Genomic DNA, 22,778 nt, shown 5'->3' on the forward strand with positions numbered 1-22,778 from the left:
GCCAACATTAATGATCATGCAACTGCCATCAAGGCTAGCAGCTCGCGCGCGACGTCCTCGACGGACGTGTTGACCAGGGTCGTGTCGAACTCCGACTCGGCGGCCAGCTCGATCGTGGCGGCCGCGAGCCGTCGCTCGATGACAGGCGCGGATTCGGTGCCCCGGCCGGTGAGCCGGCGCACCAGCTCGTCCCAGCTCGGCGGAGCCAGGAAGACCAGCTGGGAGTCGGGCATCGACTCCTTGACCTGTCGTGCGCCCTGGAGGTCGATCTCCAGCAGTACGGGATCGCCCGACTCCAGGCGGTCGAGGACCGCGCGGCGCGGGGTGCCGTAGCGGTTGCCCGCGAACTCGGCCCATTCCAGCAGTTCGCCGTTGGCGACCAGCTTGTCGAACTCCTCGTCCGAGACGAAGAAGTACTGGACGCCGTGGCGCTCGCCGGGGCGCGGCTTTCTTGTGGTGGCCGACACCGAGAGCCATACCTCGGGGTGGACCTTGCGCATATGGGCGACGACCGTGCTCTTGCCTACCCCGGAGGGGCCGGAGAGCACGGTCAGCCGCGGTCGTACCTCTGCTGCCATGCAGCGATTATCCAGGTTCCCGGGAGTGCCCGGGAACGTCAGGAAGCAGCGCCGCCGAACTCGCGCTCCAGGGACGCGATCTGGTTGGAGCCAAGACCGCGCACGCGGCGGCTCTCGGAGATCCCGAGCCGCTCCATGATCTGCTTGGCGCGGACCTTGCCCACGCCGGGCAGGGACTCAAGGAGGGCGGAGACCTTCATCTTCCCGATGACGTCGTTCTCCTGGCCCTGCTTGATGACGTCATGGAGGGAAGCGCCGGAGTGCTTGAGTCGATTTTTGACCTCGGCCCGCTCCCGGCGAGCCGCGGCGGCCTTTTCGAGCGCGGCTGCGCGCTGTTCAGGGGTAAGGGGCGGAAGAGCCACGCCTACGTCACCTCGGATGTCGAACTGTCGGATACGGACCGGCGCGGGACCTGATCGCCCCGCACCAGGGCGAGCAACGGGCAACGCACTGCACGTTGGCTCTCGACGGAGACTAGCGGCCAAGGCCGCCGGAGTCAGCGAGAACAGACGAAAAGTCCTGGTCAGCATTGATCGGGGGCGACATTCCGGTCATTTTGCCCCACATTTTGGTCAAGAGGGCTCCCGTCGCGTCTCCGCCAGGTCCCGGCGAGGTCGCCGGAAGGTCCCCGCGCGGTCGCCGGAAGGCCCCCGTGAGGTCCCCCGAAGCCGTCGTCCGGTCGTCAGGGGGTCTTCCCGGCCGCCGCGAGAGCCGTCCTGACCTCCGCCGTGAAGCGCTCGGCCGCCTCGCGCAGGGCCGCGACGTCAGGGCCGTGCCGCAGGACCCCCCGGCTGACGCTCGGGACGACGTTCCCGACCGACGCGCCGAAGACGCCCGGGAGGTCCGCCGGGGTGGCGCCCTGCGCCCCGATGCCGGGGGCGAGCAGCGGTCCGTTGACGGCGAGGTCCACCCCCGCGTCGCCGAGCGTGGCACCGACCACCGCGCCCACCGAGCCGAGGACGGGGGCGCCCCGGTTCTCGGCGGCGATGTGGTCGAGCACGACCTGCGCCAGCGCCCTGCCGTCGGCGGCGGTGGCCCGCTGGACCTCCGCGCCCTCCGGGTTGGAGGTGAGCGCCAGGACGAAGACACCGGCGCCGGAGACGGCGGCCGCGTCGAGAGCGGGGCGCAGCGAGCCGAAGCCCAGGTACGGCGAGACGGTCACCGCGTCCGAGAACAGCGGCGAGTCCTTGTCGAGGTAGGTCTGCGCGTACGCCTCCATCGTCGAGCCGATGTCCCCGCGTTTGGCGTCCATCAGGACCAGGGCGCCGGCCGCCCGCGCCTCCTCGACTGCCTTTTCCAGTACGGCGATGCCGCGGGAGCCGAAACGTTCGAAGAACGCGGACTGCGGCTTGAGTACGGCGACCCGGTCGGCCAGCGCCTCCACCGTCGTCCGGGTGAAGCGCTCCAGACCCGCGAGGTCGTCGCCCAGGCCCCAGGCCGTGAGCAGCGAGCCGTGCGGGTCGACGCCGACGCAGAGCGGGCCGCGGGTGTCCATGGCCCGGCGCAGCCGGACGCCGAAGGGGTCGCCGAGCGGGCTCTCCTGCTGTTCGGGCTCCTGTCGTGCGGCCGTGCGGTCACCTTCGGTCATGCGGTCACCTTCCGGGTCTCGGCGCCGACGGCGTCGGCGAGGGTGGCGTACGGGCTCGTGCGCAGCCGCGCCGCGAGCCCCTTGTGGACCGCGCGGCTCCAGAACGGCCCCCGGTAGATGAACGCGCTGTAGCCCTGGACGAGCGTCGCGCCCGCCAGGATCCGCTGCCAGGCGTCCTCGGCGTCCTCGACGCCCCCGACGCCGACCAGGGTGATCCGGTCGCCCACACGGGCGTACAACCGGCTCAGGACGGCCAGCGAGCGGTCCTTGAGGGGCGCGCCGGACAGTCCGCCGGTCTCCGCGACCAGGGCGGCGGGCGAGCGGAGTCCCAGGCCGTCCCGCGCGATGGTGGTGTTCGTGGCGATGATGCCGTCCAGGCCCAGCTCGACGGCCAGGTCGGCGACGGCGTCGACGTCCTCGTCCGCGAGGTCGGGGGCGATCTTGACGAGGAGCGGGACCCGGCGGTCGGTGACCGTACGGTCGGCGGCCTCCCGTACGGCGGTGAGCAGCGGCCGGAGCTGGTCGACGGCCTGGAGGCTGCGCAGTCCGGGGGTGTTGGGCGAGCTGACGTTGACCACGAGGTAGTCGGCGTGGACGGCCAGCCGCTCCGTCGACAGGACGTAGTCCGCGGTCGCCTCACCCTCAGGGACGACCTTGGTCTTGCCGATGTTGACGCCGACGGTGGTACGGAAGGCCGCGCGCCGGGCGGCGAGGCGGGCGGCCACGGCCTCGGAGCCCTCGTTGTTGAAGCCCATGCGGTTGATCAGCGCGCGGTCGGCGACGAGCCGGAAGAGCCGCTTCTTCGGGTTGCCCGGCTGCGGCTGCCCGGTGACGGTCCCGATCTCGACGTGGTCGAAGCCGAGCATCGCCAGGCCGTCCACGGCGACGGCGTTCTTGTCGAAGCCGGCGGCCAGCCCGAAGGGGCCGTGCATCCGCAGGCCGAGGGCCTCGGTGCGCAGCTCCGGGTGGCGGGGGGCGAGGAGGGCCGCGGCGAAGGTGCGCAGGACGGGGACGCGGGCCGCGAGGCGGATCCACCGGAAGGCCAGGTGATGGGCGCGTTCGGCGTCCATCCGGCGGAAGACCAGCTGGAAGAAGAGTCGGTACATGGGTGGGTGCTTTCCTCAGGAGGTCGTGCGAGACGTCGTGCGAGAGGTCATGCACGAGGGGGGACACCGGTTCCGGTGTCCCCCCTCGTGTGCGGGCTACTGGTCCTCGCGGGCCGCGATCAGGTGTCGCGCGTGTTCCTGGAGGGAACGGACGCCGACGTCTCCGTGGGTGAGCGCGTCGATGCCCTGTACGGCGGCGGCCAGCGCCTGGACCGTCGTCAGGCAGGGGACCCCGCGCGCCACGGCGGCCGTACGGATGTCGTAGCCGTCGAGCCGGCCGCCGGTGCCGTACGGGGTGTTGACGATGAGGTCGACCTCGCCCGCGTGGATGAGCTGGACGATGGTCTGCTCGCCGTTGGGGCCCTCGCCCTCGAACTGCTTGCGTACGACCCTGGCCTTGATGCCGTTGCGCTTGAGGACCTCGGCCGTGCCGGAGGTGGCGAGCAGCTCGAAGCCGTGGGCCACCAGCTCGCGCGCCGGGAAGATCATCGAGCGCTTGTCGCGGTTGGCGACGGAGATGAAGGCGCGGCCCTTGGTCGGCAGCGGCCCGTAGGCGCCCGCCTGGGACTTCGCGTACGCCGTGCCGAAGGCGGAGTCGATGCCCATGACCTCGCCGGTGGAGCGCATCTCCGGGCCGAGGACGGTGTCGACACCGCGTCCGTGGACGTCGCGGAAGCGCGACCACGGCATCACGGCCTCCTTGACGGAGATCGGCCCGTCCAGCGGCAGCGTGCCGCCGTCGCCGTGCGCCGGAAGCAGCCCCTCCGCGCGCAGTCCCGCGATGGTGGCGCCGAGCGAGATGCGGGCGGCCGCCTTGGCGAGCGGTACGGCGGTCGCCTTGGAGGTGAAGGGGACCGTACGGGAGGCGCGCGGGTTGGCCTCCAGGACGTACAGGATGTCCCCCGCGAGGGCGAACTGGATGTTGATCAGACCGCGCACCCCGACGCCCTTGGCGATGGCCTCCGTGGACGTGCGCAGCCGCTTGATGTCGTACCCGCCGAGTGTGATGGGCGGCAGGGCGCACGCGGAGTCGCCGGAGTGGATCCCGGCCTCCTCGATGTGCTCCATGACGCCGCCCAGGTACAGCTCGGTGCCGTCGTAGAGCGCGTCCACGTCGATCTCGATGGCGTCGTCGAGGAAGCGGTCGACGAGGACCGGGCGGGTGGGGCTGATCTCGGTGGACTCGGCGATGTACGAGGAGAGGCGCGTCTCGTCGTACACGATCTCCATGCCGCGCCCGCCCAGCACGTACGACGGGCGGACGAGCACGGGGTAGCCGATCTCGTCGGCGATGGCCTTGGCCCCGGCGAAGGTGGTGGCGGTGCCGTGCTTGGGCGCGGGCAGGCCGGCCTCGGCGAGGACCCGGCCGAACGCGCCGCGGTCCTCGGCGGCGTGGATCGCCTCGGGGGGTGTGCCCACGATCGGGACGCCGTTGTCCTTGAGCGCCTGGGCGAGGCCCAGCGGGGTCTGGCCGCCGAGCTGGACGATGACGCCCGCGACCGGCCCGGCGAGCGACTCGACGTGCACGATCTCCAGTACGTCCTCCAGGGTGAGCGGCTCGAAGTAGAGCCGGTCGGAGGTGTCGTAGTCGGTGGAGACGGTCTCGGGGTTGCAGTTGACCATCACGGTCTCGTAGCCGGCGTCGCTGAGCGCGAAGGAGGCGTGCACGCACGAGTAGTCGAACTCGATGCCCTGGCCGATCCGGTTGGGCCCCGAGCCGAGGATGATCACGGCGGGCTTCTCGCGGGGCGCGACCTCGTTCTCCTCGTCGTACGAGGAGTAGAAGTACGGGGTCTTCGCGGCGAATTCGGCGGCGCAGGTGTCGACCGTCTTGTAGACCGGGCGGACTCCCAGTGAGTGCCTGACCTCCCGGACGACGTCCTCGCGCAGCCCGCGGATCTCGCCGATCTGGGCGTCGGAGAAGCCGTGCCGCTTGACCTCGGCGAGCAGTTCGGGGAAGAGCCGTTCGGCCGCGGCCAGTTCGTCCGCGTACTCCTTGATCAGGAACAGCTGGTCCACGAACCACGGGTCGATCTTCGTCGCGTCGAAGACCTCCTCCTGGGTGGCCCCGGCCCTGATCGCCTGCATGACGGTGTTGATCCGGCCGTCGGTGGGGATCTTGGAGGTCTCCAGCAGCGCGTCCTTGTCGCCGGGTACCCCGGTGAAGCTGAACTGGCTGCCGGCCTTCTCCAGGGAGCGCAGGGCCTTCTGGAGCGCCTCGGTGAAGTTACGGCCGATGGCCATGGCCTCGCCCACCGACTTCATGGTGGTGGTGAGCGTGGCGTCGGCGAGCGGGAACTTCTCGAAGGCGAAGCGCGGGACCTTCACGACGACGTAGTCGAGCGTGGGCTCGAAGGACGCCGGGGTCTTCTCGGTGATGTCGTTCGGGATCTCGTCCAGCGTGTAGCCGACGGCGAGCCGGGCGGCGATCTTGGCGATCGGGAAGCCGGTGGCCTTGGAGGCGAGCGCGGAGGACCGGGACACCCGGGGGTTCATCTCGATGACGATGATGCGGCCGTCGTCGGGGTTGACCGCGAACTGGATGTTGCAGCCGCCGGTGTCCACCCCGACCTCGCGGATGATCGCGATGCCGACGTCCCGCAGGGTCTGGTACTCACGGTCGGTCAGCGTCATCGCGGGCGCGACGGTGATCGAGTCACCGGTGTGCACGCCCATCGGGTCGAAGTTCTCGATGGAACAGACGACGACGACGTTGTCCTTCTTGTCGCGCATCAGCTCCAGTTCGTACTCCTTCCAGCCAAGGATGGACTCCTCCAGGAGCACCTCGGTGGTCGGCGAGAGCATCAGTCCCTGGCCGGCGATCCGGCGCAGCTCCTCCTCGTCGTGGGCGAAGCCGGAGCCGGCGCCGCCCATGGTGAAGGAGGGGCGGACGACGACGGGGTAGCCGCCGAGCGTCTCCACGCCGGCGATGATGTCGTCCATCGTGTGGCAGATCACCGAGCGGGCGGACTCACCGTGGCCGATCTTGGCGCGGACGGCCTCGACCACGCCCTTGAACAGCTCGCGGTCCTCACCCTTGTTGATCGCCTCGACGTTGGCGCCGATCAGCTCGACCCCGTACTTCTCCAGGACACCCTGCTCGTGCATGGAGATGGCGGTGTTGAGCGCCGTCTGGCCGCCGAGGGTGGGCAGCAGCGCGTCGGGGCGCTCCTTGGCGATGATCTTCTCGACGAACTCGGGGGTGATCGGCTCGACGTACGTGGCGTCGGCGATCTCCGGGTCCGTCATGATCGTGGCGGGGTTGGAGTTGACCAGGATGACGCGCAGGCCCTCGGACTTGAGGACCCGGCAGGCCTGGGTGCCGGAGTAGTCGAACTCAGCGGCCTGGCCGATGACGATCGGTCCTGATCCGATGACCAGGACGGACTGGATATCGGTGCGCTTAGGCACGCTGGTCCTCCATCAGGGATGTGAAGCGGTCGAAGAGGTACGCGGCGTCGTGCGGGCCCGCGGCCGCCTCCGGGTGGTACTGGACGCTGAACACCGGCCGGTCGAGCAGCCGCAGCCCCTCCACCACGTTGTCGTTGAGGCAGACGTGGCTGACCTCGGCGCGGCCGTAGGGGGTCTCGGAGACCCGGTCGAGCGGGGCGTCGACGGCGAAGCCGTGGTTGTGCGCGGTGACCTCGACCTTCCCGGTCGTCCTGTCCTGTACGGGCTGGTTGATGCCCCGGTGGCCGTACTTGAGCTTGTACGTGCCGAAGCCCAGCGCGCGGCCGAGGAGCTGGTTGCCGAAGCAGATGCCGAAGAGCGGGGTGCCGCGCTCCAGGACGCCCTTGACGACCGTGAGGTCGGCGGTGGCGGGGTCGCCGGGGCCGTTGGAGAGGAAGACCCCGTCGGGGGCGGTCGCGTAGACGTCGTCCAGGGTGGCGGTGGCGGGCAGGACGTGGACCTCTATGCCGCGTTCGGCCAGCCGGTGCGGGGTCATGCCCTTGATGCCGAGGTCGAGGGCGGCGACGGTGAAGCGCTTGGTGCCGATCGCGGGCACGACGTACGGCTCGGCGGTCGTGACCTCCGAGGACAGTTCGGCGCCGGTCATCTCGGGGGCCCGCAGGACACGGGCGAGCAGCGCCGCCCCGTCCGCGACGCCCTCGCCCGAGGCGCTGTCGAGCGCGTCCCCGGAGAAGATGCCGACGCGCATCGCACCGCGCTCGCGCAGGTGGCGGGTGAGCGCGCGGGTGTCGATCCCGCTGATGCCGACCACGCCCTGCGCGGTCAGTTCGTCGTCCAGCGAGCGCCGGGAGCGCCAGTTGGACGGGACGCGCGCCGGGTCCCGTACGACATAGCCGGACACCCAGATGCGGCGGGACTCCTGGTCCTCGTCGTTGATCCCGGTGTTGCCGACGTGCGGAGCCGTCATCACGACCACCTGCCGGTGGTACGACGGGTCGGTGAGGGTCTCCTGGTAGCCGGTCATGCCGGTGGAGAACACCGCCTCGCCGAACGTCTCCCCCACGGCCCCGTAGGCGCGGCCGCGGAAACTGCGGCCGTCCTCCAGGACGAGCACGGCGGGAGACGCCTTGTCACGGGCGGATCCCCGGGGGGAGGTGGTCATGATGCGCCTTCCGTTGTAATCGAGTGGTTCATGAAGTTCGTGACGACGTTGGCGATCGCGCCGACCCATTCCGCCTGCTCGGCCGACCGGTCGGACCGGAAGCCGGAGTCGATCAGCCGGTCGCCGTGCTGCCAGGTGACGATCAGCAGGCCGCCCTCGGCGAGGACCTTCCCGGCGATGCCCTTGTCGAGCCGCGCCTCCCGCAACTGCGCGGCCGGGATGAAAAAGTCGGTGGCGCCGGGGCGTACCACGTCCAGTCCCGCGTCGGTCAGGGTCAGTTCGACGCGGGAGCGGGCGCCCAGCCCGTGGGCGACGATCCGGTCGAGCCACTGCCCGGCGGTCGTGGAGCCGTGGTAGCGGCCGGTCAGGGTCAGCCGGGCCTCCCCCGGGGTCTCCGGGGCGGTGGGCAGGTCCGGTACGTCGGACTGGAGGCTGCCGCGCCATTTCCAGCCCTGCCGCATCAGCCAGTAGATGAGCACGACGAAGAGCAGCAGGCCGACCACCCAGCCGATCCTCGCGGCCCAGTCGGTCACCTCCGCCGACTTCTGCTCGGCGGCCAGCGGCAGCGTGAGCTTCGGTGGAAGGAACGGAGACAACTTCGTACCCGGCGCATCCGTCAGAAGATGCGTACCCGTCAGACCAGTCACACTTGTCACGCCAGATTCCCGTCGACGACCGTGGCGCGGCCCCGCAGGAAGGTGTGGGTCACGCGTCCCGGCAGCTCACGCCCCTCGTAGGGGGTGTTGCGGCTGCGGGAGGCGAAACCCGCGGGGTCCACGACACCACGGTAAGCCGGATCGACCAGGGTGAGGTTGGCGGGCTCGCCTGCCGAGACGGGCCTGCCGTGTCCCTCCAGGCGGCCGATCCTGGCCGGGCGGAACGACATCCGGTCCGCGACCCCCGCCCAGTCGAGCAGCCCGGTGTCGACCATCGTCTGCTGGACGACGGAGAGCGCGGTCTCCAGGCCCACCATGCCCATGGCGGCCGCGGCCCACTCGCAGTCCTTGTCCTCGTGCGGGTGGGGGGCGTGGTCGGTGGCGACGCAGTCGATCGTGCCGTCGGCGAGGGCCTCGCGCAGGGCCAGCACGTCGGCCTCCGTACGAAGGGGCGGGTTCACCTTGTAGACCGGGTTGTACGACCGTACGAGCTCGTCCGTGAGAAGCAGGTGGTGCGGGGTGACCTCGGCGGTGACGTTCCAGCCCTTGGACTTGGCCCAGCGGACCAGCTCGACGGAACCGGCCGTGGAGAGGTGGCAGATGTGCACCCGCGAGCCGACGTGCGCGGCGAGCAGGACGTCGCGGGCGATGATCGACTCCTCGGCGACGGCGGGCCAGCCGCCGAGGCCCAGTTCGGCGGAGACGACGCCCTCGTTCATCTGCGCGCCCTCGGTGAGCCGGGGCTCCTGGGCGTGCTGGGCGATGACGCCGTCGAAGGCCTTCACGTACTCCAGCGCGCGGCGCATGATCACCGCGTCGTCCACGCACTTGCCGTCGTCGGAGAAGACCCGCACGCCGGCCGCCGAGTCGTGCATGGCGCCCAGCTCGGCGAGCTGCTTGCCCGCCAGGCCGACGGTGACCGCGCCGATGGGCTGCACGTCGCAGTAGCCGGACTCGCGGCCCAGCCGCCAGACCTGCTCGACCACTCCGGCGGTGTCGGCGACGGGGAAGGTGTTGGCCATGGCGTGGACGGCCGTGAAGCCGCCGATCGCCGCCGCCCTCGTGCCGGTGAGGACCGTCTCGGAGTCCTCGCGGCCCGGCTCGCGCAGGTGGGTGTGGAGGTCGACCAGACCGGGCAGCAGGACCAGCCCGTCCGCCTCGATCACGGTCGCGTCACCGGCGTCGAGGCCCGTGCCGACCTCCGCGACCGTCTCGCCGTCGATCAGGACGTCCTGTGCCGCGCCACCGAGCACCCGCGCGCCCCGGACAAGGATCTTGGTCATGGTTACTTGTTCTCCTCAGTACGGGCGTGGCTGACGGCGGGCTCGTTGCCGCCCAGCAGCAGGTAGAGCACGGCCATGCGGATCGAGACACCGTTGGCGACCTGCTCGACGGCGGTGCAGCGGTCGGAGTCGGCGACCTCGGCGGTGATCTCCATGCCGCGGTTCATCGGGCCCGGGTGCATCACGACGGAGTGCCCGGGCATCCGGGCCATCCGGTCGCCGTTCAGGCCGTAGCGGCGGGAGTACTCCCGCTCGGTGGGGAAGAAGGCCGCGTTCATCCGCTCGCGCTGCACGCGCAGCATCATGACGGCGTCGGAGGCGGGCAGCACCTTGTCCAGGTCGTAACTGACCTCGCAGGGCCACCGCTCGACGCCGATGGGCACGAGGGTGGGCGGGGCGACCACGGTGACCTGGGCGCCCAGGGTGTGGAGCAGCAGGATGTTGGAGCGGGCGACCCGGCTGTGCAGGACGTCGCCGACGATCGTGACCCGGCGTCCTTCCAGGTCGCGGCCGATGCCCTGGTCGGCGCCGACGAGGCGGCGGCGCAGGGTGAACGCGTCGAGGAGGGCCTGGGTGGGGTGTTCGTGGGTGCCGTCGCCCGCGTTGACGACGACGCCTTCGATCCAGCCCGAGGTGGCGAGCCGGTAGGGGGCGCCGGAGGCGCCGTGCCGGATGACGACGGCGTCCGCGCCCATCGCCTCCAGGGTCAGCGCGGTGTCCTTGAGCGACTCGCCCTTGGAGACGGACGAGCCCTTCGCGGAGAAGTTGATGACGTCCGCGGAGAGGCGCTTGGCGGCGGCCTCGAAGGAGATCCGGGTCCTGGTCGAGTCCTCGAAGAAGAGGTTCACGACGGTACGGCCGCGGAGGGTGGGCAGTTTCTTGATGGGCCGGTCGGCGACCCTGGCCATCTCCTCGGCGGTGTCGAGGATGTGGACGGCTTCGTCGCGGGTGAGATCGCCGGCGGAGATGAGGTGGCCGGGCGTGCGGGGGCTTGTCCCTGGGAGACGCAGCATCTGGTGTCTGCTCCGGAGGTGGTGGCGGTGTGCGGGCGCGCGAGCGCTGCCGTACGGGTGGGTCGGAGGGCGTACGGGAACTTCGGCTACCGGTCGCCGGACGTGGCGGGCCCGCGCAGGCCGAGCAGGACCGTGTCGCGCCCGTCCTCCTCGGCGAGCTGGACCTTGACCGTCTCCCGCAGCGACGTGGGGAGGTTCTTGCCGACGTAGTCGGCGCGGATCGGCAGTTCGCGGTGGCCGCGGTCGACGAGGACCGCGAGCTGGACGGCCCTGGGGCGGCCGATGTCGCCGAGCGCGTCGAGCGCCGCGCGGATCGTACGGCCGGAGAAGAGCACGTCGTCCACGAGGACCACGAGGCGTCCGTCGACCCCGTCGGCGGGGATGTCGGTGCGGCCCAGCGCGCGGGCGGGCCGCATGCGCAGGTCGTCGCGGTACATGGTGATGTCCAGGGAGCCGACCGGGATCGTGCGGCCGGTGATCTCCGCGAGCCGGTCGGCGAGCCGGCGGGCGAGGTAGACACCGCGGGTGGGGATGCCGAGCAGCACCACGTCGTCGGCGCCCCTGGCGCGTTCGACGATCTCGTGGGCGATACGGGTGAGGACCCGGGCGATGTCCGGGGCCTCCAGCACGGGGCGCGCGGCCTCGGAGCTGTGGGCAGGGCTGTGCGAGTCCATTGGAAACGGACCTCCTTCTCCGCCTCACGGGACGGATCTTAAAGGACGTCGAAATTGCGCCACCCACGTTAGCAGGGCACGGTGGAGTGCCTGGTGGCGCCCCTGCGGGGGACGAGCCGCGAGGCTGTGCGGAAGGGCGGTACGGACCATTCGGCTTGACGCATCCAAGTAACGCTGCGTAACCTCACAGTGAGTTACCAGACTTCGTCCGGGGAGCTATATGTCCAGCGAATACGCAAAGCAGCTCGGGGCCAAACTCCGCGCCATCCGCACCCAGCAGGGCCTCTCGCTCCATGGCGTGGAGGAGAAGTCCCAGGGCCGCTGGAAGGCCGTCGTGGTCGGTTCGTACGAGCGCGGCGACCGTGCCGTCACGGTGCAGCGCCTCGCCGAGCTGGCGGATTTCTACGGGGTCCCGGTGCAGGAGCTCCTGCCCGGTACGACGCCCGGCGGCGCCGCCGAGCCGCCGCCGAAGCTGGTCCTCCAGCTGGAGCGCCTGGCCCACGTGCCGCAGGAGAAGGCAGGCCCTCTCCAGCGTTACGCGGCGACCATCCAGAGCCAGCGCGGGGATTACAACGGCAAGGTGCTGTCGATCCGCCAGGACGACCTGCGCACCCTCGCGGTCATCTACGACCAGTCGCCGTCGGTCCTGACCGAGCAGCTGATCAGCTGGGGAGTCCTGGACGCCGACGCCCGCCGTGCCGTCGCGCACGACGAGGGCTGATCTTCCGCCCCACGCATAACAGCAGAAACGTCACCTCGGGAGGACGGACCCGCACGCCGGGACCGTCCTTCCGGTGCGCCTGGGCCTGGAGCGGTGCACTCCGGGGGCGTGGGAGGCGGCGCGAATGCGCCCCACGGCACCGCCAGCGGCCTCCGGGCGCCCGGGCGGGCATCCGGGCGCGAAGGCTGCCCAGGGAGGCGCACACGGACTCCAGGGGGCTCAGAGCCGAATTCGCCTCGCGCCCCCAGTCCGCGCGGCGACGGAATCAGCCGGGCCCCGACAGAAGCTCCGGCGGAAAGACGTCAGACGGACGTCGCCGGGCAGGCTGATGATCAGCCTGCCCGGCGACGGGAAGCACAGAAGCACGGGCGGACCCGCGGTCGTCCTAGGGCGTGTCCGCAGGCCGGCGCAGGTTCGGCTTCAGCTCCTTGAAACGGCCCAGGAGGCCGTTCACGAAGGACGGGGAGTCGTCGGTGGAGAACTCCTTGGCGAGCTGGACCGCCTCGTCGATCACCACGGCGTCCGGGGTGTCGTCCACCCAGACCAGTTCGTACGCCGCGAGCCGCACGATGTTCCGGTCGACGACCGGCATGCGGTCGAGCGTCCAGCCGACCGCGTAGGTGGAGATGAGGTCGTCGATCCGGTCCGCGTACACCGCGTACCCCTCGACCAGCTCCATGGTGTACTCACCGACCGGCGGCTGGCGCTCGTCGGTCCTGGCGTGCCGTATCCAGTCCGCGAGGACCGTCTGCACGGGCGCCCCGCGCTGGTCGGCCTCGAAGAGAATCTGGAAGGCCCGCTTACGGGCCTTGTTCCGGGCAGCCACGGTTAGCTGTTCACCCGGCCGAGGTAGTCGCCGGTGCGGGTGTCGACCTTGATCTTCTCACCGGTCGTGATGAAGAGCGGGACGCCGATCTCGTAGCCCGTCTCCAGCGTGGCCGGCTTCGTACCGCCGGTGGAGCGGTCGCCCTGGAGGCCCGGGTCGGTGTGCTGGATGACCAGCTCGACGGCGGCGGGCAGCTCCACGTAGAGCACCTCGCCCTCGTGCTGGGCGACGCTGGCGGTGAAGCCCTCGATCAGGTAGTTCGCGGCGTTGCCGACGGACTTGCGGTCGACCATGAGCTGGTCGTACGTGTCCATGTCCATGAAGACGTAGTACTCGCCGTCCATGTACGAGAACTGCATGTCGCGGCGGTCAACGGTGGCCGTCTCGACCTTCACGCCGGCGTTGAAGGTCTTGTCGACCACCTTGCCGGAGAGCACGTTCTTCAGCTTGGTGCGCACGAAGGCCGGGCCCTTGCCGGGCTTGACGTGCTGGAACTCGACGACGGACCAGAGCTGGCCCCCGTCGAGCTTGAGCACCAGGCCGTTCTTGAGGTCGTTCGTGGAAGCCACGGTTGCGGAATCTCCTGGACTGAAAGCTGGCGGACGACCAGGGGTGCGCCGCGCTAGAGCGCGAGCAGCTCCTTGGTCGTAATGGTGAGTAGCTCGGGTCCGCCGTCCGCCTCGGGGCGGACGACGAGCGTGTCATCGATCCGGACACCGCCCCGGCCCGGAAGGTGGACCCCCGGTCCGACGGTGACCGGCACACAAGCGTCCAGTTTACCCATGGCGGCGGGGGCGATCTGCGGGTCCTCGTCGATTTCGAGCCCGACGCCGTGCCCCGTACGGGGAGCGAGCCCCTCCGAGTGGCCCGCGGCCTCCAGCGGCTGCCGGGCCGCGCGGTCCACGTCGCGGTATCCCGTGCCGGGCACAAGTACCTCCCGACCTGCCCGTTGTGCCCCGAAGACCAGCTCGTACAACTCGATCTGCCAGTCGGCGGGAGACGTCCCGATGACAAACGTACGGCCGATCAGACAGCGGTAGCCGCGGTAGTCGGCGCCGAGGGTGACGGACAGGAAATCACCCTCCTCGACCCGGCGGTCCGACGGCCGGTGGTGCGGCCGGCCCGAGTGGGGGCCGGTGGCGACGGCGGTGGGGAAGGCGGGACCGTCGGCGCCGTGGTCGACCAGCCTGCGCTCCAGCTCCAGCGCGAGATGGCGTTCGGTACGGCCGACGAGGATCGACTCCAGCAGCTCGCCCAGCGCCTGGTCGGCGATCTCGGCGGCGATCCGCAGGCAGGCGATCTCCTCCTCGTCCTTGACGATCCGCTGGTGCTCGACGGCGGCGCCCAGGTCGGCGAGGCGCAGTCCGGGCACGACGGAGCCGATGGCCCGGTGGCGGGTGACGGTGAGGTGGTGCTCCTCGACCGCGAGCGAGTCCACGGCGGACCGGGCGAGCAGACCGGCCGCGGCGACCGCCGGGTCGCCGTCGGCGGTGGGCAGGACGGTGAGCCGCAGCTCCTCGTCGACGTGGCCCTCGGTGGACTCGGGCGCGGGGGTACGGGGGCACAGGAGCAGGTCCTCGTCGGGGCCGACGAGCAGCACCGCGCCGGGTGGGGCGCCGCCGGCGAGATAGCGGACGTTGGCGGGCCGCGAGACCAGCGCCGCGGTGTCGCCTGCGGCGGAGCAGCGGTCTCTTAGCCGCGCGCGGCGGGCCGCGTACACCTGTGACATGGTCCGAGCGTAGGAGCGTGGGCGCGGGCGCGCCGGTTCTGTGCGGCCGACTGGGGGGTGGGGGGGGCTCGTCGCGGTGACCGGGTTGCGGTCCGCGTTGTCCTCAATCGCCGGACAGGCTTGATTTTTCCCGCTGCGGGCCGGTGGCCTGGGTGCGGGTTGTCGCCGGGGGCCGGTCAGGGGCCGTGTCCTGCACTGCATGTTTTACGTCGCGTTCAGCAACTCGCTTTGATCAACGATCGCCATGCGACACAAAACACGCTCTACGTTCCGGACACGACCCCTGCCCGTCCCCCTCCCAGGCCCGCGCCACAACCCAGCCCACCCCGGGGCGGGCGGGGTCGTTCACTGTCCCGTCCGGCGTGAGGGGGGCGGGGTCGGAGGAGGTGCGTGTGTCCGGACGTAAAGCGTGTTTTGTGTCGCATGGCGACCGTTAAGAATGGGAGTTGCTGAACGCGACGTAAAACATGCAGTCCGGACATACGTACCTCCGGAGGCCCCGCCCCCCGTCACCACGACAAACCAAGCCCGTCCGGCGATTGAGGACATCAGTAACCGCAACCAAACACCGGGCGAAACGCAACCACTACCAGCTGGGCGGACTCGCCAGCGCGCGCGCCAGGACGTCGTCCAGGACTCGGGCCGTTGTCTCCACGTCGTACTTGGAGTTGTCGATGATCGGCAGGCCCGAGCCGTACCACCCGGCCATCCGGCCGTGGATCCCGGCGACCTCCTCGTCCGCGAGGCGGCGGTTCCCGCTGCGTTCCGCGTTGCGTTCCAGGACGATCTCCAGCCCGGGCAGCAGGACGACCGGCAGCAGGCCCGGTCCGACATGGCGCTTCCAGCCGCCCAGGCCGACGACGGGGCGGTCGGGGAAGACCGCGTCGTCCAGGATGCAGGAGATCCCGTTGGCGAGGAAGTTGCGGGCGGCGAAGCCGCAGGTGCGGCGGGCCAGGCGGTACTGCGCCTCGGAGTGGTCGTTCCACCCCGACTGCGGGTCGGCGAAGCCGGAGCAGACCCACTCGCGGACGTCGTCGAGGCTGATGTGCGCGGTGGGCACGCGGCGGCTCTGCGCCCAGTGGCGCGCGACCGTCGTCTTGCCGGCGCCGGCCGGGCCGATCAGCAGCACGGCGAGCGTCGCCACGCCCGTACCGCTGTCGCCGGGGAGCGGCGCGGGGATGGGCACGGGGCCACCGGGCGGCAGCTGGATGTGGCCGGTGACGTCGGAGGGCGGCTGGCCCGAGGGCCGGCCGGGGGGCGGTACGGGTGCCTGCCGGGGCGGGTGGGCGGGCGGCGGCACGGCGCCGGGGGGCGGCGGGCGGTACTGCGGGTGGTGCGGCGGCGGGCCCTGCGGCGGCTGCGGCGGACCCTGGGGCGGGCGGGGAGGCCCCTGCGGGGGGTGCCAGCCCGGCGCGGGCGGCTGCCCCTGCGCGCCGGGGGGAGGTGCCTGGTGCGCCCAACCGCCGGGTCCGTGCGCCGACCCCTGGTGAGGCGGCAGCGGAGCCCCCACTGCGTGCTGCATCCGGTGCCACTCCGTCTCGTGCGACTGACTCAACTCGTCCGGCCGGCTCGTGCCACCGGCCGGTTCGTGCGACTGGCTGGTGCGTCTGACGCCGGGCCCCGGTCGCGTGGTTCCCGCGCTGCGACACGGTACCGCCCCCGGCCGTCCCAGGCGTGTCCGCGAAGGGGGAACGGCCGGGAGCGCACGGGAGTGCCCGGGGCGTCAGCCGGTCAGTTCGTCCGCGAGCGCCCGCAGGGCCAGCCGGTACGAGCCGATCCCGAAACCCGCGACCGTACCGCTGGCGACGGCCGCGACCACCGAGGTGTGGCGGAACTCCTCGCGCGCGTACGGATTCGAGAGGTGCACCTCGATGAGCGGCGCGGTGCGCTGGGCCGCCGCGTCCCGCATGCCGTACGAGTAGTGCGTGAACGCCCCGGGGTTGAGGACGACCGGAATCGAACCGTCGGCGGCCTCGTGGAGCCACCGGATCAGCTCGCCCTCGTCGTTCGTCTCCCGGACGTCCACGTCGAAGCCCAGCTCCTTGCCGAGCGCCTGGCAGACCTCCACCAGACCGGCGTACGAGGTCGCCCCGTACACCTCCGGCTCCCGCGAGCCGAGCCGCCCCAGGTTCGGGCCGTTGAGGACGAGCACCGGCCTGCTCACGCCGACACCTCGCCGTACGCGGCGAGCAGGACGGCGGGGTCGGGACCCTCCAGCACGGTCGGCTTGGCGAGCCCGTCGAGCACGATGAACCGCAGCAGGTTCCCCCGCGACTTCTTGTCGATCTTCATGTTCTCCAGCAGCTTGGGCCACTGGTCGGCGCGGTACGTGAGCGGCAGGCCGACGGACTCCAGGACGGCGCGGTGCCGGTCGGCGGTCGCGTCGTCCAACCGCCCCGCCAGTCGGCCCAGTTCGGCGGCGAAGACCATGCCGACGGAGACGGCCGCGCCGTGCCGCCACTTGTACCGTTCGTTCTTCTCGATGGCGTGCGCCAGCGTGTGGCCGTAGTTGAGGATCTCCCGCAGCCCGGACTCCTTGAGGTCGTTGGAGACGACCTCGGCCTTGACGCGGATCGAGCGCTCGATCAGCTCGGCGGTGTGCGGCCCGGCGGGCGTACGGGCACCCTGCGGGTCGGCCTCGACCAGGTCGAGGATCGCGGGGTCGGCGATGAAGCCGGCCTTGATGATCTCGGCCATGCCGCTGACGTAGTCGTGCACGCCCAGCGAGTCCAGGGCGGCGAGGTCGCAGAGCACCCCGGCGGGCGGGTGGAAGGCCCCGACCAGGTTCTTGCCCTCGGCGGTGTTGATGCCGGTCTTGCCGCCGACGGCCGCGTCGACCATGGCCAGCACGGTCGTCGGGAGGGCGATCCAGCGCACCCCGCGCAGCCAGGTGGCGGCGACGAAGCCGGCCAGGTCGGTCGTAGCACCGCCGCCGACGCCGATGATCACGTCGGTACGGGTGAAGCCGGTCTGCCCGAGCGCCTTCCAGCAGTACGCCGCGACCTCGATGGTCTTGGCCTCCTCGGCGTTCGGCACCTGCACGGCGACGACGTCGTATCCCTGGTCCGTGAGGTCCTGGCGCAGTGTCTCGCCGGTCTCGGCCAGCGCCTCGGGGTGGATGACGGCGACGCGCCGGGCCTGGGGGCCGATGAGCGCGGGCAGTTCACCGAGCAGCCGCCGGCCGACCAGCACCTCGTACGGCGCGTGGCCCGCGGTGCCGCCGACCTGGATGCGGGTGGACTCCTGGTCTGTCATACGAGCTTCTCCTTGCCGGGGGTCCGGGGGGCCGTCCCGGGGGAATGCTTGAGCTCCAGCGCGTCGAGGACGGCTTCCGCGACCTCGTCCGGGGTGCGGTCGTCGGTCGCGACCACCACCCGCGCGACGTCCGTGTAGTGGTGCCTGCGGGCTTCCATCAGCTGCTTCCACTGCTGGCGCGGGTTGATCGCGAGCAGCGGGCGGGCGGTGTTCAGCCCGACACGCTTGATGGCCTCGCCGACCTCCATCGTCAGGTAGACGACGGGCAGCCCGGCGAGCAGGCCGCGGGTGGCCGCGTCGAGGACCGCCCCGCCGCCGAGCGCCAGGACGCCGTCGTGCTCGGCGACCGCGAGCCGTACCGCCTCACGCTCCAGCTCCCGGAAGCGCGGCTCGCCGTCGTCCACGAAGATGTCCGCGACCGTCCTGCCCTCGGCGGCGACGATGTCGGCGTCCGTGTCGCGGTAGTGGGTGCCCAGGCGTTCGGCGAGCAGTTCGCCGACGGTTGACTTGCCGACCCCCATGGGCCCGACCAGGACAACAGCGGGGCCGGTCATCGGATCACCAGGTTCTTCAGGTACGACTCCACGTTGCGACGGGTCTCCGGCACGCTGTCGCCGCCGAACTTCTCCGCGACCGCGTCCGCGAGCGTGAGCGCGACCATGGCCTCCGCGACGATCCCGGCGGCGGGCACGGCGCACACGTCGGAGCGCTGGTGGTGGGCCTTGGCCGCCTCACCCGTCACGACGTCCACGGTGGCCAGCGCGCGCGGCACGGTCGCGATGGGCTTCATCGCGGCCCGTACGCGCAGCAGTTCGCCGGTCGTCAGGCCGCCTTCCGTACCGCCGGACCGGCCCGAGGTGCGCCGGATGCCGTCGTCGGTGGCCACGATCTCGTCGTGCGCCTGCGAGCCGGGGACCCGGGCCAGCCCGAAGCCGTCGCCGACCTCGACGCCCTTGATCGCCTGGATGCCCATCAGCGCGGCGGCCAGCCGGGCGTCGAGCCTGCGGTCCCAGTGCACGTGCGAGCCGAGCCCGACGGGCACGCCGTACGCCAGCACCTCGACCACGCCGCCGAGGGTGTCGCCGTCCTTGTGGGCCTGGTCGATCTCCGCGACCATCGCCTTGCTCGCGTCGGCGTCGAGGCAGCGCACCGGGTCGGCGTCGAGCCGCTCGACGTCGGAGGGCTTCGGGTAGACGCCGTACGGCGCCTTGGCCGCGGCCAGCTCCACGACGTGCGAGACGATCTCGATCCCGGCCGTCTCCTTGAGGTAGGAGCGGGCGACGGCGCCGAGCGCGACCCTGGCGGCGGTCTCCCGGGCGCTGGCGCGCTCCAGGATGGGCCGGGCGTCCGGCACCCCGTACTTCTGCATGCCCGCGAGGTCGGCGTGGCCGGGCCGGGGGCGGGTCAGGGGTTCGTTGCGGGCCAGTCCGGCCAGGACCTCCGGGTCGACCGGATCGGCCGACATGACCTGCTCCCACTTGGGCCACTCGGTGTTCCCGACCATGATCGCGACGGGCGACCCCATGGTCAGGCCGTGCCGTACGCCGCCGAGGAAGGTGATCTCGTCGCGCTCGAACTTCATCCGGGCGCCGCGACCGTAGCCGAGGCGCCGCCGGGCGAGGTGGTCCGCCACCATCTCCGTGGTGATGGGCACACCGGCGGGAAGACCCTCCAGCGTCGCCACCAGGGCGGGGCCGTGCGACTCCCCCGCGGTCAGCCAGCGCAACCTGCTCAACGGTGCTCCTCTTACTCGCGCCCGGAACGTCATCGGCGCCACCGGGTGCGCGGCCCTGGCCCGCCGTCTCCGATCCTCCCACGCTCGCGGGCGCGGACCGCCCGCCGGTCCAGAAAACGGACACGAGCGTCCGGATCCGGCCGGATCTGTGTCCAGGGCCGTCCCGGTGGCTCTCAGCGGGCCCCGAGGGCCTGTTCGCCCGCTTTGCGCATCACCGGCAGGGGCGCGGGGGCGCGGCCCGTCATCATCTCGACCTGGAGGACGGCCTGGTGGACGAGCAGATCGAGGCCGCCGACCACCTGGCCGCCCCGCGCGGACCACGCGGCGGCGAGGGCGGTGGGCCAGGGGTCGTAGAGGACGTCGAAAAGCGTGCCGGGGTGGTCGGGGACCTGTCCGGCGAGCGCGTCGGAGGCGCCGGCCGGGGTGGTGCCGATGACCAGCGGGGCGTCGAGCGCCCCGGCCGCGTCCGCCCAGTCCGCCGTACGGACCTCGACGCCGAGCCTGGATCCCCAGCCGCGCATCTCGGCGGCGCGCGGTTCGCTGCGTACGTACGCGGTGACCGGGCCCGTACAGACGCGGGCGAGGGCGGCGAGCGCGGACGACGCGGTGGCGCCCGCGCCGAGGATCGCGGCGGACTCCACCGTGGTCACGCCCCGCTCGCGCAGGGCGGCGATCATCCCGGGGATGTCGGTGTTGTCGCCCGTACGCCGGCCGTCGGCGTCGAGGACCACGGTGTTGACCGCCTCGACGGAGGCCGCGGTGTCCGTGATCTCGTCCAGGAGCGGGATGACCGCCCGCTTGAGCGGCATGGTCAGCGACAGCCCGGCCCAGGACGGGTCGAGCCCGCCGAGGAAGTCGGCGAGCCCCGTCTCGGTGACCTCGAACCGGTCGTACGACCACGTGGTCAGGCCGAGTTCGTCGTAGGCCGCGCGGTGCAGGACGGGCGACAGGGAGTGCGCGATGGGCGACCCCAGGACGGCCGCCCGGCGGGTCCGCGAACTAGTTGCCCTGCTTGGCATCGAATTTGTCCTTGAGTTTCTGGAACTCCGCGTACGTCTTCGCGAATTCGGTCTTGTGCACACCGTCGGTCGCCACGAAGTACAGCCAGCCGTCCGAGGTCGGATTGAGCGCCGCGGCCAGCGCGTCGCCGCCCGGGTTGCTGATGGGCCCCGGCGGAAGACCCCGCTGCGTGTACGTGTTGTACGGGTCCTGATTGCTGTTGATCTCGGACTCGCTGATATTGATGTTGCTCTCGCCCTTCAGGTAATTGAAGGACGAGTCGAACTGGAGCTTCTGGTTGGTCTCCGTGTTGGTGGGCTTGAGGCGGTTGTAGACCACCTCGGCCATCTTCCGGAAATCGTCGTGCGTCTTGCCCTCGACCTGGACGAGGCTGGCGATGGTGATCATCTGCCAGGGGCCGTCGACCTTGAACTTCTTGGCGTTGGCCTCCAGGTCGAGTTTGCCGTATTCGGCGTTCGCCCGGGACACCATCTTCTTGAGGACGGATTCCGGTTTCATGCCCTTGGCAACCGGATAGCTCGCCGGATAGAGGAAACCTTCCAGCGGATCCTTGAGCTCCTTGTGGCCCTTTGCCCAGTCCGGCAGACCGAGGCTGTTGAGCTGCTTCTTCGCGACGGCGGCGGTCGTTCCCTTGTCGAGTCCGAGCTGCTTGTCGATCTTCTCGTAGACCACGACGTTACGGGTGCCCTCGGGAATGACCAGCGCGTTGTGACTGTCCGGGTCGAGCATCGCCTTGACGGCGTTCTCCCCCGACATTCCCTTGCGCAGGGTGAAGACGCCCGCCTGGACAAGAGTGCCCTTGGGGTTCTTCTTCTGCGCCTCGACAAACGCGCCCTCGCTCTTGATCACGCCCTTCTTCACCAGGATCGCCGCGATCGCGTACCCCCCGGAGTCCGGCGGGATCTCCACCTCCACCTCGGTGGAACCGGCGCCCGTGAAGTCCGGCGGGGGGCCGAACCGGTCCTGGTAGAAGGTGTAGCCGACGTAACCGATCCCGCCGACGCCGCCCACGAGCACCACGGCGAGGACGAGGCAGGCGCGGCCGTTGCCGCCCTTCTTCTTCTTTTTCGCCGACTTGCCACGACGGTCACGGCCGTCACGGTCATCCCGGTCGTCGTCCTCGTCGTCGTGCCCTTCGTCGCCCTCGTCGTCGTTCCGGGGGTTCCGGTTGCCGGACTCGTCGTCGTCGCCCGTGAAGAAGGGGTGGGTCTCCGGGGGCTGCTCGGCGTCCCACTCGTTCTCCGGAGCCGCCGGGGCGGCGGGAGCCGGGACCGGGGGCTGCTGCGGCCGGCGCTGAGGCTGCTGCTGCCGGGACTGCTGCGGCTGCTGGTGTTGCTGCTGCACGGGCTGCTGAGGCTGCTGCTGGTGGAACTGCTGCTGTTCCTGCTGGGGATCCACCTCGCCCGGCCGGCGGCCCGGCGGCTGGGGCGGCGGGTACGCGTCCTGGGTGCCGTAGTAGTCCTGGCCCTCCGGGTAGCCGCCCGCGTGCTGGACCGCGTAGGGGTCGGCCGGATTCCCGCCGTACGCCATCGCGGCCTGCTGCTGATGGGGGTCCCAGGCTCCCGTACCGGCGTTGTACTGCTGCTGGTGCGGGACCTGCTGCTCGCCGTATCCCTGCGGCTGCTGCTGATACTGCTGCTGACCCTGGTACTGCTGCGGGTCCTGGTACTGCTGCGGGTCCTGGTACTGCTGTGGATTCTGCTGCTGGTACTGCTGGGGATCCACGTACTGCTGCTGCGCGTCGTACTGCTGCCCGCCGTCGTACGGCTGCTGCTGGTACTGCTGCTGTTGTTGCTGCTGCTGCTGGTACGGATCCTGACCGGCCTGACCGGCGTCGTACCCCTGCTGCGGATACTGCTGCTGCTGCTGAGGCTGCTCGCCGTAGGGAACGCCCTGGCCGTCCGCCGCCTGCCGCTCTCCCCACCCCTGATCCCCGTACAAGGGATCTTCGGGGTGCCACGGTTCGGAGCCGGGGCCCCGGCCATAGTCAGTCATCGATCCCCTAGAGCCGCGAGGCGGCG

The 22,778-nt window shown here is 71.1% G+C and carries 21 protein-coding genes; 1 reads left to right on the forward strand and 20 read right to left on the reverse strand.

All coding sequences use genetic code 11. The features are described from left to right. Positions 1–14: 14 nt before the first annotated feature. The 10 genes from gmk to pyrR form a co-directional block, all read right to left on the reverse strand. Entirely contained in the window at positions 15–578 is a 564-nt protein-coding gene (gene gmk, locus ACIO1C_RS21725) for a guanylate kinase (RefSeq protein ID WP_401865974.1), read from the reverse strand. Between the two features lie 38 nt (positions 579–616). Beyond that, positions 617–940 (reverse strand): integration host factor, encoded by a 324-nt coding sequence (locus tag ACIO1C_RS21730; RefSeq protein ID WP_161310959.1) that lies wholly within the window; start codon positions 938–940, stop codon positions 617–619. A gap of 320 nt (positions 941–1,260) precedes the next feature. Then, positions 1,261–2,166: an orotidine-5'-phosphate decarboxylase gene (gene pyrF, locus ACIO1C_RS21735; RefSeq protein WP_401865977.1), complete on the reverse strand. Its 906-nt coding sequence runs from the start codon at positions 2,164–2,166 to the stop codon at positions 1,261–1,263. After that, positions 2,163–3,272 carry a quinone-dependent dihydroorotate dehydrogenase gene (locus ACIO1C_RS21740; RefSeq protein WP_401865978.1) on the reverse strand — a complete coding sequence of 370 codons (1,110 nt, stop codon included), beginning with the start codon at positions 3,270–3,272 and terminating at the stop codon, positions 2,163–2,165. The genes pyrF and ACIO1C_RS21740 overlap by 4 nt, the downstream gene beginning before the upstream one ends. Positions 3,273–3,368: 96 nt before the next feature. Further along, positions 3,369–6,683 (reverse strand): carbamoyl-phosphate synthase large subunit, encoded by a 3,315-nt coding sequence (gene carB / locus ACIO1C_RS21745; protein ID WP_401865980.1) that lies wholly within the window; start codon positions 6,681–6,683, stop codon positions 3,369–3,371. Continuing rightward, a complete protein-coding gene (locus ACIO1C_RS21750) occupies positions 6,676–7,845 on the reverse strand; it encodes a carbamoyl phosphate synthase small subunit (RefSeq protein ID WP_401865982.1) in 1,170 nt (389 codons plus the stop codon). Before ACIO1C_RS21750 ends, carB begins: the two co-directional genes overlap by 8 nt. Beyond that, positions 7,842–8,441 carry a hypothetical protein gene (locus ACIO1C_RS21755; protein ID WP_401866354.1) on the reverse strand — a complete coding sequence of 200 codons (600 nt, stop codon included), beginning with the start codon at positions 8,439–8,441 and terminating at the stop codon, positions 7,842–7,844. Before ACIO1C_RS21755 ends, ACIO1C_RS21750 begins: the two co-directional genes overlap by 4 nt. A 56-nt stretch (positions 8,442–8,497) precedes the next feature. After that, entirely contained in the window at positions 8,498–9,784 is a 1,287-nt protein-coding gene (locus ACIO1C_RS21760; protein ID WP_401865984.1) for a dihydroorotase, read from the reverse strand. A gap of 2 nt (positions 9,785–9,786) precedes the next feature. Then, a complete protein-coding gene (locus tag ACIO1C_RS21765) occupies positions 9,787–10,797 on the reverse strand; it encodes an aspartate carbamoyltransferase catalytic subunit (protein ID WP_401865986.1) in 1,011 nt (336 codons plus the stop codon). Positions 10,798–10,883: 86 nt separating this feature from the next. Then, the gene (gene pyrR / locus ACIO1C_RS21770; protein WP_401865988.1) at positions 10,884–11,471 is read right to left on the reverse strand and encodes a bifunctional pyr operon transcriptional regulator/uracil phosphoribosyltransferase PyrR; all 588 of its coding nucleotides are present in this window, start codon (positions 11,469–11,471) and stop codon (positions 10,884–10,886) included. Between the two features lie 220 nt (positions 11,472–11,691). On the opposite strand from pyrR, the gene bldD reads away from it, so the two are divergent. Further along, complete coding sequence (gene bldD, locus ACIO1C_RS21775) at positions 11,692–12,192, forward strand: transcriptional regulator BldD (protein WP_161310967.1); 501 nt, start codon at positions 11,692–11,694, stop codon at positions 12,190–12,192. A 385-nt stretch (positions 12,193–12,577) separates the two neighbouring features. Here bldD and nusB read toward each other — a convergent pair whose 3' ends face one another. From nusB to mltG, 10 genes are all read right to left on the reverse strand, one after another. Then, positions 12,578–13,018 carry a transcription antitermination factor NusB gene (nusB, locus tag ACIO1C_RS21780; protein WP_401865990.1) on the reverse strand — a complete coding sequence of 147 codons (441 nt, stop codon included), beginning with the start codon at positions 13,016–13,018 and terminating at the stop codon, positions 12,578–12,580. 2 nt (positions 13,019–13,020) lie between these two features. Further along, positions 13,021–13,587: an elongation factor P gene (efp, locus tag ACIO1C_RS21785; protein ID WP_161310969.1), complete on the reverse strand. Its 567-nt coding sequence runs from the start codon at positions 13,585–13,587 to the stop codon at positions 13,021–13,023. A gap of 53 nt (positions 13,588–13,640) precedes the next feature. Beyond that, on the reverse strand, positions 13,641–14,747 hold the full coding sequence (locus tag ACIO1C_RS21790; protein ID WP_401865992.1) for an aminopeptidase P family protein: 1,107 nt from the start codon (positions 14,745–14,747) through the stop codon (positions 13,641–13,643). 586 nt (positions 14,748–15,333) lie between these two features. After that, positions 15,334–16,269 (reverse strand): AAA family ATPase, encoded by a 936-nt coding sequence (locus ACIO1C_RS21795; protein WP_401865994.1) that lies wholly within the window; start codon positions 16,267–16,269, stop codon positions 15,334–15,336. A gap of 201 nt (positions 16,270–16,470) precedes the next feature. After that, positions 16,471–16,911, reverse strand: coding sequence for a type II 3-dehydroquinate dehydratase (gene aroQ / locus ACIO1C_RS21800; RefSeq protein ID WP_401865996.1), 441 nt, complete (start codon positions 16,909–16,911; stop codon positions 16,471–16,473). Then, positions 16,908–18,002 carry a 3-dehydroquinate synthase gene (gene aroB, locus ACIO1C_RS21805; RefSeq protein ID WP_327237546.1) on the reverse strand — a complete coding sequence of 365 codons (1,095 nt, stop codon included), beginning with the start codon at positions 18,000–18,002 and terminating at the stop codon, positions 16,908–16,910. Before aroB ends, aroQ begins: the two co-directional genes overlap by 4 nt. Continuing rightward, on the reverse strand, positions 17,999–18,556 hold the full coding sequence (locus ACIO1C_RS21810; protein WP_401865998.1) for a shikimate kinase: 558 nt from the start codon (positions 18,554–18,556) through the stop codon (positions 17,999–18,001). The genes aroB and ACIO1C_RS21810 overlap by 4 nt, the downstream gene beginning before the upstream one ends. After that, entirely contained in the window at positions 18,553–19,737 is a 1,185-nt protein-coding gene (gene aroC, locus ACIO1C_RS21815; RefSeq protein WP_401866000.1) for a chorismate synthase, read from the reverse strand. Before aroC ends, ACIO1C_RS21810 begins: the two co-directional genes overlap by 4 nt. 173 nt (positions 19,738–19,910) lie before the next feature. Further along, positions 19,911–20,756, reverse strand: a complete 846-nt coding sequence (locus ACIO1C_RS21820) for a shikimate dehydrogenase (RefSeq protein ID WP_401866002.1) — start codon at positions 20,754–20,756, stop codon at positions 19,911–19,913. Further along, positions 20,737–22,752: an endolytic transglycosylase MltG gene (gene mltG / locus ACIO1C_RS21825; protein ID WP_401866004.1), complete on the reverse strand. Its 2,016-nt coding sequence runs from the start codon at positions 22,750–22,752 to the stop codon at positions 20,737–20,739. The genes ACIO1C_RS21820 and mltG overlap by 20 nt, the downstream gene beginning before the upstream one ends. Between the last annotated feature and the right edge of the window lie 26 nt (positions 22,753–22,778).

Source organism: Streptomyces sp. NPDC087420 (genome assembly GCF_044744165.1).
Taxonomy (GTDB): domain Bacteria; phylum Actinomycetota; class Actinomycetes; order Streptomycetales; family Streptomycetaceae; genus Streptomyces.

Bases quoted from the DNA above. Each gene is read 5' to 3' on its own strand.
- gmk (WP_401865974.1), bottom strand. From the start codon at position 578: ATGGCAGCAGAGGTACGACCGCGGCTGACCGTGCTCTCCGGCCCCTCC.
- pyrF (WP_401865977.1), bottom strand. From the start codon at position 2,166: ATGACCGAAGGTGACCGCACGGCCGCACGACAGGAGCCCGAACAGCAG.
- ACIO1C_RS21740 (WP_401865978.1), bottom strand. From the start codon at position 3,272: ATGTACCGACTCTTCTTCCAGCTGGTCTTCCGCCGGATGGACGCCGAA.
- ACIO1C_RS21750 (WP_401865982.1), bottom strand. From the start codon at position 7,845: ATGACCACCTCCCCCCGGGGATCCGCCCGTGACAAGGCGTCTCCCGCC.
- ACIO1C_RS21760 (WP_401865984.1), bottom strand. From the start codon at position 9,784: ATGACCAAGATCCTTGTCCGGGGCGCGCGGGTGCTCGGTGGCGCGGCA.
- ACIO1C_RS21765 (WP_401865986.1), bottom strand. From the start codon at position 10,797: ATGCTGCGTCTCCCAGGGACAAGCCCCCGCACGCCCGGCCACCTCATC.
- pyrR (WP_401865988.1), bottom strand. From the start codon at position 11,471: ATGGACTCGCACAGCCCTGCCCACAGCTCCGAGGCCGCGCGCCCCGTG.
- bldD (WP_161310967.1), top strand. From the start codon at position 11,692: ATGTCCAGCGAATACGCAAAGCAGCTCGGGGCCAAACTCCGCGCCATC.
- ACIO1C_RS21790 (WP_401865992.1), bottom strand. From the start codon at position 14,747: ATGTCACAGGTGTACGCGGCCCGCCGCGCGCGGCTAAGAGACCGCTGC.
- ACIO1C_RS21795 (WP_401865994.1), bottom strand. From the start codon at position 16,269: ATGCAGCACGCAGTGGGGGCTCCGCTGCCGCCTCACCAGGGGTCGGCG.
- aroB (WP_327237546.1), bottom strand. From the start codon at position 18,002: ATGACAGACCAGGAGTCCACCCGCATCCAGGTCGGCGGCACCGCGGGC.
- ACIO1C_RS21810 (WP_401865998.1), bottom strand. From the start codon at position 18,556: ATGACCGGCCCCGCTGTTGTCCTGGTCGGGCCCATGGGGGTCGGCAAG.
- ACIO1C_RS21820 (WP_401866002.1), bottom strand. From the start codon at position 20,756: ATGCCAAGCAGGGCAACTAGTTCGCGGACCCGCCGGGCGGCCGTCCTG.
- mltG (WP_401866004.1), bottom strand. From the start codon at position 22,752: ATGACTGACTATGGCCGGGGCCCCGGCTCCGAACCGTGGCACCCCGAA.